Source organism: Streptomyces ardesiacus, from assembly GCF_003112575.1.
GTDB lineage: Bacteria > Actinomycetota > Actinomycetes > Streptomycetales > Streptomycetaceae > Streptomyces > Streptomyces ardesiacus.
The window spans coordinates 470,115-483,058 of the sequence record NZ_BEWC01000001.1 but is presented as its reverse complement, the minus strand read 5'-3'; the positions used below and the strand labels follow the sequence as shown (position 1 = coordinate 483,058).

11 protein-coding genes are annotated in these 12,944 nt (G+C 75.7%); 3 read left to right on the top strand and 8 right to left on the bottom strand.

Annotated elements, in window-relative coordinates:
* Positions 1-15: 15 nt before the first annotated feature.
* Positions 16-882 (bottom strand): DUF4132 domain-containing protein, encoded by an 867-nt coding sequence (locus tag Sdi02f_RS01965; RefSeq protein WP_108932584.1) that lies wholly within the window; start codon positions 880-882, stop codon positions 16-18.
* A gap of 535 nt (positions 883-1,417) precedes the next feature.
* Between Sdi02f_RS01965 and Sdi02f_RS01960 the strand changes: the two genes are divergently transcribed.
* On the top strand, positions 1,418-2,023 hold the full coding sequence (locus Sdi02f_RS01960; RefSeq protein ID WP_159107627.1) for a response regulator transcription factor: 606 nt from the start codon (positions 1,418-1,420) through the stop codon (positions 2,021-2,023).
* 34 nt (positions 2,024-2,057) lie between these two features.
* Here the strand turns inward: Sdi02f_RS01960 and Sdi02f_RS01955 are convergent, their stop codons facing one another.
* The 5 genes from Sdi02f_RS01955 to Sdi02f_RS01935 form a co-directional block, all read right to left on the bottom strand.
* Entirely contained in the window at positions 2,058-3,974 is a 1,917-nt protein-coding gene (locus Sdi02f_RS01955) for an ATP-binding cassette domain-containing protein (RefSeq protein WP_108932582.1), read from the bottom strand.
* Entirely contained in the window at positions 3,941-5,665 is a 1,725-nt protein-coding gene (locus tag Sdi02f_RS01950) for an ABC transporter ATP-binding protein (protein ID WP_245962123.1), read from the bottom strand. Before Sdi02f_RS01950 ends, Sdi02f_RS01955 begins: the two co-directional genes overlap by 34 nt.
* 234 nt (positions 5,666-5,899) lie before the next feature.
* Positions 5,900-6,028 (bottom strand): mycelium formation morphogenetic lantipeptide SapB, encoded by a 129-nt coding sequence (gene ramS, locus Sdi02f_RS01945; RefSeq protein WP_003972313.1) that lies wholly within the window; start codon positions 6,026-6,028, stop codon positions 5,900-5,902.
* Complete coding sequence (lanKC, locus tag Sdi02f_RS01940) at positions 6,025-8,763, bottom strand: class III lanthionine synthetase LanKC (RefSeq protein WP_167458104.1); 2,739 nt, start codon at positions 8,761-8,763, stop codon at positions 6,025-6,027. Before lanKC ends, ramS begins: the two co-directional genes overlap by 4 nt.
* Positions 8,764-9,125: 362 nt before the next feature.
* Positions 9,126-9,785, bottom strand: coding sequence for an MmyB family transcriptional regulator (locus Sdi02f_RS01935; RefSeq protein WP_030404014.1), 660 nt, complete (start codon positions 9,783-9,785; stop codon positions 9,126-9,128).
* 233 nt (positions 9,786-10,018) lie between these two features.
* Between Sdi02f_RS01935 and Sdi02f_RS01930 the strand changes: the two genes are divergently transcribed.
* Both Sdi02f_RS01930 and Sdi02f_RS01925 read left to right on the top strand, forming a co-directional pair.
* A complete protein-coding gene (locus Sdi02f_RS01930) occupies positions 10,019-10,672 on the top strand; it encodes a helix-turn-helix domain-containing protein (RefSeq protein WP_030404013.1) in 654 nt (217 codons plus the stop codon).
* Positions 10,673-10,865: 193 nt separating this feature from the next.
* Positions 10,866-11,102, top strand: a complete 237-nt coding sequence (locus tag Sdi02f_RS01925) for a hypothetical protein (protein ID WP_030404012.1) — start codon at positions 10,866-10,868, stop codon at positions 11,100-11,102.
* Positions 11,103-11,144: 42 nt separating this feature from the next.
* Here Sdi02f_RS01925 and Sdi02f_RS01920 read toward each other — a convergent pair whose 3' ends face one another.
* Positions 11,145-11,825, bottom strand: coding sequence for a 4'-phosphopantetheinyl transferase family protein (locus Sdi02f_RS01920; protein WP_031086499.1), 681 nt, complete (start codon positions 11,823-11,825; stop codon positions 11,145-11,147).
* Positions 11,822-12,709 carry a metallophosphoesterase family protein gene (locus Sdi02f_RS01915; RefSeq protein ID WP_108932579.1) on the bottom strand — a complete coding sequence of 296 codons (888 nt, stop codon included), beginning with the start codon at positions 12,707-12,709 and terminating at the stop codon, positions 11,822-11,824. Before Sdi02f_RS01915 ends, Sdi02f_RS01920 begins: the two co-directional genes overlap by 4 nt.
* Positions 12,710-12,944 lie beyond the last annotated feature (235 nt).

The following is a 12,944-nucleotide window of genomic DNA, read 5'->3' as shown; positions in this document are numbered from 1 at the left end:
GTGCGTGGGGTGCGTTCACCGGGCGTCGTCCGTGGGCACGGTGCGGCCGGCGTGCAGGGCGGCGGCCATGCGCATGCCCTCGGACCAGGCGACGGGGCCGACCTCGCTCAGCGGGAGCCTGCCGCGATCGTCCCCGCGGTGCCAGGACAGGCGGCCGGTCCACGCCTTCTCCTCGGTGTAGGGGTCGCTCATGCCGACACGTGCGGTGACGGTGCGGCCGTCGTCCCGGACGCGGTCGACCACGGCGCTGCCGGAGATCCGGTAGCCGAGGGAGGTGGCGCGGGCGGAGAGGTGGAACCACGAGCGGTACTCGGCGCCCGCGAACTCGGAGACCGAGTCGGCACCGCCGTCCGTGCCGGCGGGCTTGAGCCAGGTGGCGCGGTGGATCTGCTCCACGCCCTGGACCACGCCCGCCTCGGCGGCGAAGGTCCGCAGTTCCTCCAGGTCGGGCAGGAGGACCGGGTGGGGCATGGTGACCGTGGGCGAGGTCAGCCGGGCGGTCTCGCCGTCCAGGTTCACCACCCGCAGTCCGCCCGTCCCGTCGGCGTCGCGCAGGAAACCGGTCTCGTCGGGTCCCTCGCCGACGACGACGATGTCCCGCAGCGCCGCCCGCCAGGCCTCGTCGGGCCACACCTGCGCCAGCAGCCCGGCCGGCACCGGCAGCGAGGACACCATCCAGGCGGTGACCTGGGCCGCGCACTCGGCGGCGTGCCGGTCCAGCCACTCGGCGAAGCGCTGGAGTTCGACCACCTCGGGCCGGTCCCGTATCTCCGCGGGCAGGGTGCGCTCGTGCCCGTCCCGCGTCGCGGACGTGGCCCGCGCCACCACCCGGCCCTCCACCAGGGCGACTTCGTACCTGTCGCCCGCTGCCAGCCAACCCATCAGCTCTTCGCCTCTCGCCACCACGGGGAACACACGGCACAGCACGCGAGCCGGGCTGTGAACCAGCACGCTCTGCTGAGGTGTTGGCCAAAGACTAGGGGCGCCCACCGACAGTCCCCGACCTCGTGCGGCGCGGTGCCTTTCGCGCCAGATTGGGCAGCGGCGGTTTTCGGCCGATCCGGCAGCGGCCGAAACCGCGTCCGCCCGGACCCGGAGGGCGGGTGCGGGCGGCTCCGGTGGCCGGAACCCCCTCGTGGCCTGGACGACAGGGCGCGGGTGGCGGGGCCGGCCGCCGCCCGCCGGATCCCCCGGGCCCCCGCGCCGTCCGCGGACCGGTGTGTTATCCGCCCTTCTTCACCGGGCCACCCGTCCCGCCCGTCCCTCCGCACGGCTTCGGCGACGGCGCATTGCCTCCGAAGCCGTTCGCACGTGCGTACGCGTGGTGTTCCACCGTCCCGGTTGGGGGCACATGGCCCGTGGCGCGCGGGGGCGCGCGGAGCCGGCGGTCCGTACGGGACCGCCGCCGGACAATGAGGTGGGGGAGATGGTTCGTATTGTCGTGGTGCACGACGAGACGCTGCTGCGGTCGGCGCTGGCGCACCTGCTCAGATCCGACGACCGGCTGGACGTGTCCTCGCAGTGTCCCGACGCCGACGGCGAGGCGCGTGTGACGCCGCCGACGGACGTCTGCGTCGTCGACGGGGAGTGCCTGACGGGCCCGGACGACGGACGCGCGGTGCGCCTGCGGACCCGGTACGGGGACCGGCTCGTCGTGCTGACGACCGCCAAGCGGCCGGGGGTGCTGCGCCGGGCGTTCGACGGGGGCGCCCTCGGGCTGGTCGACAAGAACGCCCCGGCCCACCGGCTGATCACCGCGGTGCACACCGTCGCCAAGGGCGAACGCTTCCTGGACGAGACGCTCACCGTGGCGCTGCTGGAGGGCGCGGAGATGCCGCTGACCACGAGGGAGCTGAGCGTCCTGGCCCTGGCCTCGCAGGGGGCGCCGATCGCCGAGATAGCGGCGCGCCTGCACCTGTCCCGGGGGACGGTCCGCAACTACATGGCCACGGCCATCCGGAAGGTGGGCGCCCGCAACCGGGTCGACGCGATCCGCATCGTCCAGAGCGCCGGCTGGACGTGAACGGCGGGTGGCGCCGCACGGGGGCGGTCCGCGCTCAGGGCCGCCGGGACGGCCGGGCGCACCAGTGGCCTGTCAGGTCCCGGTAGAGCGGCGAACGGCCCAGCAGTTCGTCGTGCGTGCCGCACACCGCCCGTACGCCGTCCAGCACCAGGGTCCGGTCGGCCCGGACCGCGGAGGAGAGCCGGTGCGCCACCACGAGCAGCGTTCCCGGCCGCGCCGCGAGGGCCTCCTCGGCGCGAGCCTCGGACGCCGGGTCGAGGTGGCAGGTGGCCTCGTCGAGCAGCAGCAGGGGGGCGGGCGACAGGTGGGCGCGGACCAGCGCGATCAACTGCCTCTCCCCCGGTGAGAGTTCGACGGGCCGCACCGGTGCGTCCAGCCCGCCCAGCCGCTCGACCAGGGGCCGCAGGCCGAACGCCCGTAACGCCGCGTCGAGTTCCTCACGGCCCGCGTCCGGCCGGAGGTACGCGAGGTTGTCGGCGACCGTGCCGGAGAAGACGTACGCCTCCTGCGGGACCAGCACCCGCAGGGCGGCCAGCTCCGGGGCGGTGCGCCCCGCGACCGGGCTCCCGGCCACCCGCACCTCTCCGCCGCTCGGCGCGAGCGTGCCCGCGGCGAGGCGGGTGAGGGTGGACTTGCCGATGCCGCTCGGTCCGACGACGGCGAGGTGTTCCCCCGCGGCGACGCTCAGGTCGAGCGAGTCCAGCACGGGCTCGGCACGGGCGCCGTAGGACAGGGTGACGGAGCGCAGTTCCAGCGCCGGGACCGGGGCGGCCCCGTGCTGCGCCGGGCTTGCACCGTCGGGTGACCGCCCGCCGGTGCCGTGGCAGTGGACGCGGCCGTGGCCGTGGCCGTGGCCGTCGGCGGTGTCCGCTCGGGAAGCCGTCGCCACCGGGGCGTCGGTGGGGTCCGGTGGCGGGCCCACGATCCGGTCGAGGACGACCAGCAGCCGGGCCCCGGCGGCGCCGAGCGCGGTCATCAGTGTGTGCAGGGCGGGCAGCAGGGACTGCACGAGGTAGGTGAAGGCGCCCAGCAGCGCGCCCGCGCTCACCCCCCGCCCGCGCAGCCACCCCACCGCCACCAGCAGGGCGAGCACGGGCAGATGGCCCGCGACGCCGAGTGCCGCCGTGCGCACCGCCGCCCACCCGGCCAGCGTCCGCGCCGCCGCGGCGGCGTCGGCCACCAGGTCCGCTCCGCGCCGTTCGGCCGCGGGCCCGGTGCCGCAGGCGGTGAGGTCCCGCAGCGCGGCACGGGCGCGTGCCGCGTGGTCGCCCAGGGCCTCGTCGGCCGCCAGGGCTCGGCGCTGGGCGGCCGCCATGGGCCGCAGCGTGACCAGGAACAGCGCGAGACCGGCCGCCAGCGGGGGCATCACGACGACGAGGAGGGCCGGGTGCAGGGACAGGAGGCCGAGCAGTGCGCCGACGGCGGTGAAGACGAAGGAGCGCAGGGTGAGGACGAGGCCGGCGAAACTGTCGCGGGCGATCTCGACCTGGTTGGTCAGCCGGGACACGGCCGCCCGGTCCGGCCCGCCGGAGCCGCCCGCGGCCACCCGGACCAGGGACCGGTCGACGGCGCGCCGCACCAGGGCGTCGCGCAGCGGCTCCGTCAGTCCGGCGAGCTGCGCGAACACCCCCCGGACGACCGGGGCGCCGGTCAGTACGGCGGCCACGGCGACCGCGAGCCACAGCAGCCCCCGGCGCGGATCCCCGGCGAGGAAGCCGTCGTCGACGGAGCGGGCGACGCCGTAGCCCACCAGGAAGGCCTGCCCCGACTCGGCCAGCGACCAGAGCGCCAGCCGCACCAGCACGCCCCGGCGGCGGGCGAGGAAGCGCCGCGCGGACGGCGCCAGCCGGCGCACCGCCCCGGCCCCGGCCCCGGTACCCGCGTCGTCGGGTGCCTGCGCGCGGTGTCCGGCGGACGTCACGGGTGCGCCTCTTCGGGTTCTTGACGGCATACGGAAGGTTCGGCCTCCCCCGCCCCCGGCGGTACGGGCCCGTCGGCCGCCGCCCCGGTGCCGTCTGCGTCCGCGCCGGCGCCGAAGACCGCGCGGTAGCCGGCCGCGCGCCACAGGTCGCGGTGCGTTCCGACCGCGCGCACCTCCCCCTCCTCCAGCCAGAGCACCAGGTCCGCCCGGTCCGCCACCGAGGGCCGGTGGGCGACCACGAGCCGGGTCCCGGGCCGGACCGAGCGGCGCAGCGCCAGGTTCACCTCGTGCTCCGTGGCGGTGTCCAGACTCGAAGTGGCGTCGTCCATGACCAGCAGCCGTCCGGCGTGCGCGAACGCCCGTGCCAGGCCGAGCCGTTGGTGTTCCCCGCCCGAGAGGGGCGCCTGCGCCAGCGGTGTGTCGTAGCCGTGCGGCAGACGGCGTACGAAGCCGTCGGCGCCCGCCGCGCGGGCGGCTTCCCTCACCTGCTCGCGGGACGGCTGCCGCGCCCCGCCCGCGACCGCTTCCGCGACCGTCCCCTCCCCCAGCACGGGCCGTTCGAAGGCGTAGGCCACCTCGGTGCGCAACGCGTCGCGCGTCAAGCGGTCGAGCCGGACGCCGTCCAGCAGCACGTGTCCCTCGTCCGGATCGACGAGCCGGCCCGCCACGGCCGCCAGCACGGACTTGCCCGCTCCGCCGCGTCCGACCACGGCGACCGTGCTGCCGCCCGGCACCCGCACCCCGTCGGCGCGCAGCACCTGCCTGCCGTCGCGCACCACGCGCACGCCGCGCAGTTCGACCTCGCCCGGTCCGTCCGGGGGCAGCCGTCGCGTTCCGTACGTCAGCGGTTTCATCCCTTCCAGCTCCCGGGTCCGGTGCCGCGCCTCGCGGGCCCGTACGATCGCGCCGAGCAGCGACGCGGCGGCGCCGACACCCGCGGTGAGCTGTGCGTAGCGGCCGGCGGCGAGCAGGCCCCCCACGCTCAGTTCGCCCGCCGCCAGGCGCAGTCCGCCGACGGCGGTGGCGGCCAGCGTCAGCAGGGGGACCAGGACACCGCTCCTGGCCAGCGCCCGTCCGTGCAGCGCCCACATGTGACGGCCCCGCTCGGCCAGTTCCGCCAGCGGGGCGAGGACGCGGGCGCGCTCCCGGTCGACGGTGCCGGCGGCGCCGACGGTGGCCGCGCCCTCCAGCGCTTCGAGGAGCCGCGAGGCGATCAGGGACTGCGTGCGCTGGTAGGCGGCGACCGTGGCGCCCGTGTCGCGTGCGAAGGAGCACAGCACCAGGGCGAGGGCGGGCAGGCCCGCCAGCACGCAGGCCGCCACCCACAGGTCGACGAAGGCCAGTGCCCCGAGGGCGCCCAGCGGAGTGATCAGTGAGGCCGCCAGTGCCGCCCGCGCCGCCGGGGCGCCCCCCGCGTCGGCGGCGTTGAGGGTGAGGCGGGTGCCGACGTCCCCCGGGGGGAGGGCCCGCGCCTGGTCGGGCACGGCGCGCAGCAGTCCGCGCAGGGCGCGCAGGCGGACGGCCGCCGTCCAGGTGGCGGTGCAGCGTCCGGTGCACAGGGAGGTCGCGCTGTCCAGCAGTACCTCCCCCAGGAGCAGCCCGGCGCTCAGCGCAAGCCACCACCCCGCGTCGCCGTATCGCAGGAGCAGGTCGAGGGTGTGGCCGAGGACCAGGGGCTGGGCCACGGCCGCACCGGCCGCCGCGACCGAGCACAGCAGCACCAGTGCCTCCGGCGCGCGCCCGGGCGCCGGGCCGTCGGCCCCGTGCCGCTTCCCGGACGCCGGTCCGTCGGCCCCTCGCCGCCTCCCTGGCGCCTGCGGCACAGCGGCTCTTCTCGTTCGCACCTGCGAAACCTCCGTACGTTCCGGGCAGGCGTCGGCGCCCCGGGCCGGAACCCGGGGCGCCCGCGCCCGGCGACATGGCTCACCACGTCGCCGCGGCCGTCACCTCCGGCGTCAGTTACAGGTGGTGATGCTCAGGCTGCTGTCGCCGCAGAGCAGGAGGCTCGCGCGGCTGCCGGTCTCGACGTCCCCCATGGCCTCTTCCTTGGGGGTCTCCATCGACTGCAGGTCGAACAGGTTCATGACGACTTCCTTTCGTTCGGCAACGGGTGTGCTTTCTCACGACCCCGAGTGGGGCCGGGTCCGGGGGCGCCGCTTCGGCGCAGCGGCGGCAGGAACGGCAGCCCGACGGGCGCGTCGCCGAGGACGGAGGCGACGGCCAGCAGGCATCCGGCCGTTCCGGTGGAGAGGTCCATGGACAGGCGCATCATCTGCTCACCGGGGAAGGCCAGGCGTCCGCGGTAGGACAGGGCGTGCCAGGACAGCGCGTCGAGCTGGCGCCGTACGGCGGCGGGGCCCGTGCCGGGCACCGCGGCCGTGGTGCGGCCGAGGTACAGCACCATGCCGGCCACGCCCCGGTACAGGCCCGGCTGGGCGTAGAACATCGCCTGGGCGGCGGCCACGATCTCGTTCCTGGCCCGCGCGAACTCCTCGTCGGCCCGGTGCGCCAGGTAGTCGTCGAGGACCATGCCGATGCCCACGCTGCCGGCGCCGAGGTAGGGCATCGTGCGCCAGCCCTCGTCGACCTGCAGCGCGCCGCCCGCGCCGCGCACGCAGCGGGCCAGGTCCTGGCGCAGCGCGTCCCGGGCGAGGTCGAGGAGGGCGGTGTCCCGGGTGCGGGCGAACAGCCGCAGGAAGAGCAGCGCCCGGCCCGCGCCCCCGTACAGCAGCCCGGCGCGGGCCCGTCCACGGCCGGCGGGGTCGGCCGGCGCACCGTCGGCGGCCCGTTCGGCGCAGCGCAGGGCCGCCGCGTGCGGTGCGGTCTCTCCGGTGGAGCCGGCCAGCGAGTCCAGGGCGAGGCCGAGGCCGGCGGTGCCGCTGTGCAGGTCGGGGCCCAGGTGGTCGAGGGGCTGGTCGAGGAGGAGTTCGGTGAGGCCGAGGGCCCGGTCGCGGTGGCCGAGGTGCTCCAGGGTCCAGGCGATCCCGGCGAGCCCGTCGTGGAAGCCGAGCGGTGTGCCCGAGGGCGGTCGCCCGGCCCGCTCCAGCAGCCACTGCTCGCCGTCCTCGTCCCGTCCCGCTCCGCTCTCGGCCAGGGCGTACAGCACGCCCGCCGCGCCGTGGGCGAAGGACAGCCCGCCGCCGGCCGTGGCGAACTGCGCGATGTCGCCCGGGAAGAGGCGGTCGGTGCGGGAGGGTGTGGCGGAGGCACGGATCGCCTCGGCCATGGAGTCCCGGCTGCGCGGCCAGTCGTCCGGCCGGACCGGCACCACCGGCCCGTGAGCCCGCTGTACCACGGGACCCGCGCTCCGCGGCTCCGTCACGGCGGCCCCGGGCGTCCCCGCCTCGTCCGACCGCGACAGCGTCGCACGGGCGCCCGGTCCCGCCGTCGGGGCGCCGCCGGCGCGCGTGATCTCGTCGACGGCCTCGTCCAGGAACGCCCGGTCCACCGGGAACTGCTCCGCCACCACGTCCGCGAGATGCGCCGCCTTGTTCCGGTCGACCGCCAGCAGGCTGGTGAGCGGCAGGAAGAGCGCGAGCCGCAGACACGCCAGCGCGTAGCGGTCCACCGCGACGCCCCGCCGGTCGGACGGCGCCACGAATCCCGGGTTGGCCACGGTCTGCCGTCCCGCTTCGTCGACGGGGTGGGCGGCCTCGAAGTCCAGCAGGGCGACGGTGTCGTCCCCCCGGACCATGATGTTGAACAGGTGCAGATCGTTGAAGACGACGCCCCGGGCGTGGACCGCCTCGACGGCGCGTTCCACCCGCGCGTGCACGTCGAGGGCCCAGGCGGTGTACTCGACGAGTCTCCGCTCCCCCGGGTCGGCCTCGATGAGCGGGTGGCGGCGGGCGAAGAACGTGTTGAGCGGCTTGCCGTCGATGTGCTCCAGGACGAGGAAGTGGTGGTCGCCGACCGTGAGGTGGTCGAGCACCTCGGGGGTGCAGTCCAGGCCCGACAGCCGCTCCAGCGCCCGTCGTTCACGGTGCAGCCGGGTCACGGCGTCGGCGCCGTCGGCCGCCAGACCGGCGTGCGGACGCGCCTCCTTGAGGACGACACGCTCGCCGGTGCGGGTGTCGCGGGCGAGGTAGACGCCGCCGCCGTTGGAGAAGTGCAGCGCCGACTCGACGGCGTAGGGCATGCCGGTCACGGTCACCGCGGAGCGGGCGTCGAGGTGGGGGCGCAGGAAGGCGGGCGGGACGACCCAGTCCGGGACGCGGAAGACCGGCCCGCGCGGGTCGGGTACCAGCACGCCGTCGGGGCGGGCCACGGCCGGCCGCAGTTCGCCGTCCGCGTCGTAGCAGTCGCGGCGGGTGAAGCCGCCGTAGCGGACGTGCACGGGGCCGTCGCCGATGCGCAGGTCGCTGAGGATGTGCGGTCCGGGCTCGCCGGCCAGCAGGTCGGACAGCTCCCCGACGAGGCGTTCGAAGTCCGCCTCGTCGGCCGGGTACACGGTGACGAACTTGCCGCTGCCCGCTCGGTCGGCGTACTTGGCGTTGCGCTGGTGCAGCAGGTGGCGACCGGGTACGAACTTGAAGGCCGTCCCGCCGGCGACGCAGTGCCGCCACACGCGGTCGAGCACCGACTCGGCGTTGTCGAGGCAGGCGGAGACGTGGATCTTCCACCCCTGGTCGGGCAGGCGGGCGCCGGCCGGGCGCAGCGCGAGCCAGTCCCCGCTCTCGTTGCGCCGCCATCCCCGCGGCACGGGCGAGGAGGCCGCGGCGTACCGGGGGCGCGAGGTGCCGGTCCGGTCCGCCGCCCGGTGCGGGGCGTCGTAGAAGTACGGGTCCGCGTCGCAGTACACGGCGTAGCCCTTGTTCACGCCTTCTCCCTCCCACCGGTCGCTGACGGGGACGACGCTGTCACGCACCGTGCCGCCGCGCACAGTTGCCGCTGTCACCACTCCGACGTGCGGAACGCACAGGTAACTTCGCGGGCGGAGGAGAGCGGAGCGGGCGGATTCCGGCGGACGCCGTCCTGTTCGTCACCCACGGCACCGACGAGGCCGTACGCCCGGTGAACGGGGAGAACGCGTGCGCCGGCGTCGTACGGGAGCGGTTCGTGGCCGACCCGCCGGGCGGGCGGGACCGGGTGCGCACCCGGGTGGCGCGGCGGGCACGCCGTCGGACGGGCCCGTCGAGGAGCCGTCCGGGAGCGGGGCTCCGCCCCGCCCGTGACCCGCGGTCACTCCGCGGCGGGAACGACCCTCAGGTGGGAGGCGGCACGCCGGACGGCCGACGACCGGTGCGCGGCGCGGCGCGGTTCCCGCAGGACGAGCGTGAGCCGCGTGTAGCCGAGTTGCCGAAGCGCCCCGGGGGTCTCGACCACGACGCGGCATTCGGTGGTGCCCCGGCGGGGGTCGGGGTGGTGCAACGGCCGTACGGCACCGTCGTGTTCGACGGCGCGGGCGCCGACGGTGCGGATCCAGTGCGGCAGGCCCTGGCGGTAGGCGGCCTCCATGAAGGGGTCCTGGGCGATGTCCCGGCGGACGGCCTGCAGGCCGGGGTCGTGGCCGTACCGCTCCAGGGTGGCGGCGAAGTGCGCCAGCATGGGCAGGCACCAGCTCGACTCGTGCTCGCCGAGGACGGTGGCGGCGTCCGGGTGGAAGAGGACGAACCTGAGGAAGTTGTCGTCCGGCATGGCCGTCGGATGCGGGCCCGCCCCCTGGAAGAGTGTCCGGAAGGCACCGTTGGCCAGGACCACGTCCCAGCGGTGGTCGACGACGAGGGAGGGATGGGGGACGGACTCCAGCAGCGCGGTGTAGTCCTGGAGATAGGCCTGGGCCTCGGGGGTCGCGGGTCCGGGCCGCGGCGCCGGCCGCTGCCCTCCTGCCTGAAATGCCATCGGGAGGTCACCCCTCTTGCCTATGCGGCCTTCTCGCGGCGTCCCGCATCCTGGCGCCCCGACGCGAGGCGTGTCAACTATCGTGGCATTTCGTGCCTGTTGACGGCTCAAATAGGCCACAGTTGTGGCGATGTCTGGATGTGAGTTCGAGCGGCAGGCTACTCTCCGGGAAGTTCACGGCAACTGCTTGTGAGAAGCCTGTGAGGCCTGTGAGAGACGTAGGGGAGCTGTCGGTGACGGGTGGCTTCGAGGGTCCGGGCGCCATGCCGGCCACCACGCTGACCGCCGTCGTCGCCCGGGTGGGGGCCCTCGCGGACCGCCTCGGGGTGCCGCACACCGAGGTCTTCGACGTCAGCCGGCTCTCCGTCGCCTCCGGCGTCCCCGAGCCCGTCGTGGGGGCCCTGCTCGGCGGCCGGCCCGCGGGCGAGCCCGATGTGCAGGCCCGGTTCGTGCAGCGTCTGGACCTGCTGCGCCGCACCCGGCTGAAGCCGAACGGCCGCAAGTACACCCAGCAGGAGATCGCCGACGGCGCGGGGATGTCGCGGCAGCAGGCGGGCGCGCTCATCAACGGCGACCGCCGCCCCACCATGGAGCACTGCGACGCCATTCAGCGCTTCTTCCGGGTGCACGCCGGCTTCCTCACCGCCGAGGACCCCGAGGCACTCGCGGGCGCCCTGCAGCGCACCGAGCAGGAACTGCTCCAGCAACTCGCCGACCGGGAGCGGGAGGCGGCCGCCGACGAGGACCCCCTGGAGCGGCTGCTCCAGGACCACGGGGTGCGCGGCATCGCGTGGCGGGCCGCGCAACTGCCCACCGACCAGCACCGCGACAAGGTCGCCGAGTGGCTGGACATGCTGCTGGAGAGTGTGCAGCGCCCCGAGCCGTGAGCCGGCCGCCCCGGCCGCGGCTCGGTCGTGCGTCTGTCGCGCACCTGACCGAGCGATGGCCCGATCGGTGCGGACGGGGCCGCCGTTCAGGCGCGGCCGGGCGGGATTGTCAGTGGTGAGCGGCAAGCTGGGAGGGTGCCGTCGCCGTGCGGGGGCGCGTGACCGCCGACGTCGTTGTGGGGAGAGCCGACCGATGACCACCGCCGTACTGACCGACCGCGAACGCGGCGCCGTCCAGGCCTACTTGCGTCTCCTGCACACCGTGCGGGCCGGCCTGGACACCGGTCCGGGTCCGGGCGCCCCGCCCGGGCCGCCGCTCGTCCCGCCCTCCGTGCTGGCGGAGGCGGAGCAGGCCCTCGCGGCGGCGGGCCTCGCGGGGAACGAGGAGGCGTTCTTCCGACTGCTGCGGGAGTGGTGCCCGCGCACGTGACGGGCGCGGGCGGCCGGAGGGCGCGGGCGGCCGGGGGGCCGGTCAGGGGTACGGGACCGCGACCGCCGTGGCGACCAGGCCGTTGCGGGCGGCCCAGCGGCCCTCGAAGCGGGCCAGGCGCCTGCCGCCCACGGTCGGTCCCGGCACCAGGAGGGCGGCGTGCAGGGTGCCGCGGCACGGGTCGGCCGGGTCGGCGCGGATCTCGATGTCCGCCTCCGAGAAGTCCAGCCACTGCCCGGTGAGGGGGAACCACGCCTTGTAGACCGACTCCTTGGCGCTGAACAGCAGCCGGTCCCAGTGGACACCGGGCCGGGCCTCGCCGAGCCGGCGCAGGCGGGCCGCCTCGGCGGGCAGGGCGATGGCCTCCAGGACGCCGTCCGGGAGCGGCCCGTCGGGTTCCGCGTCGATGCCGAGGGAGGCCAGGTCGGTCAGGCGGACCAGGGCGGCGGCGCCGTAGCCGTCGCAGTGGGTCATGCTGCCGGTGAGCCCGGCCGGCCAGCGCGGAGCCCCGCGTTCGCCGGTCGGCACGGCCTGCGGGGGCACGCCGAGCTTCTCCATGGCCCGGCGGGCGCAGGACCGTACGACGGTGAACTCCCGGCGCCGCTTGGCGACCGCCCGCGCGACGAACTCCTCCTCCTCCGGGAAGAGGGGCAGGTGTCCGGCGTCGTCGCCGCCGAACGCCTCCACGGCGACGACGGGGTCGGGCAGCAGTTCCTCGATCAACGGGTCACCTCGGGGCTCGTCGGCGCCTCGGACGCCGCTCGGGAGGGCAGGATGCGGCGCAGCCGTCCGGGCGGCCCGGGCCGCTTGCGCCACTCGCGCGGGTAGCCCACCGAGACCTCCTCGAAGCGGACTCCCTCGTGCCAGGTGGTGCGCGGGATGTGCAGGTGGCCGTAGACCATGGTCTCGACCCGGAACCTGCGGTGCCAGTCCGCGGTCAGCGAGGTGCCGCACCACTGGGCGAACTCGGGGTACCACAGGATGTCGGTCGGATGGCGGTGCAGCGGGTAGTGGTTGACGGGGATCACCGGCAGGTCCGCCGGGATCGCGGCGAGCCTGCGCTCGGTCTCGGCCACCCGCGCCCGGCACCACGCCTCGCGGCTGGGGTAGGGATCGGGGTGCAGCAGGTACTCGTCGCTGCACACGATGCCGGTGCCGTGGGCGTACTCCAGGCCCTCGGCCTTGTTCGCGCATCCCGGGGGCAGGAACGAGTAGTCGTAGAGCAGGAAGAGCGGTGCGACGACCGCCGGGCCGCCCTCGCCCTCCCAGAGGGGGTAGGGGTCCTCGGGTGTGGTCACGCCCAGTTCGCGGCACATCGCGACGAGGTGTTCGTAGCGGGCGACGCCGCGCAGGGCGACCGGGTCCCGGGGATGCGTCCACAGTTCGTGGTTGCCGGGGACCCACACGACCCGGCCGAAGCGGTCCGCGAGGGTTTCGAGTGCCCAGCGGACGTCGGCGACGGTCTCCGCCACGTCGCCGGCCACCAGGAGCCAGTCGTCCCCCGACTCGGGACGCATCCGCTCGACCAGGGCCCGGTTCTCCGGATACCCGATGTGCAGGTCGCTGACGGCCCAGACCCTGCCCGCTGCCGCGGCCCTCGACGTCATCCCCCACCCTCCCCCGCCGACGCGTCCGGCGCCTCCGGCGCGTCCTGCGCCACGAGATCACATCGCCGCCCCGGTCACAAGGTGCACCGGCGGCGTCCGCCCCGTCGGGCCCCGCGAGCCGGTGTGCGGCCGGGCCGAGGCATCCGTGTGAAGCGCGTTGCGCTCCGGGCCGCGCGTACCCCTATGATCGCCCCAACACCACCGCCACGCCCCATTCCTCGCGCAGAGCGGCTCG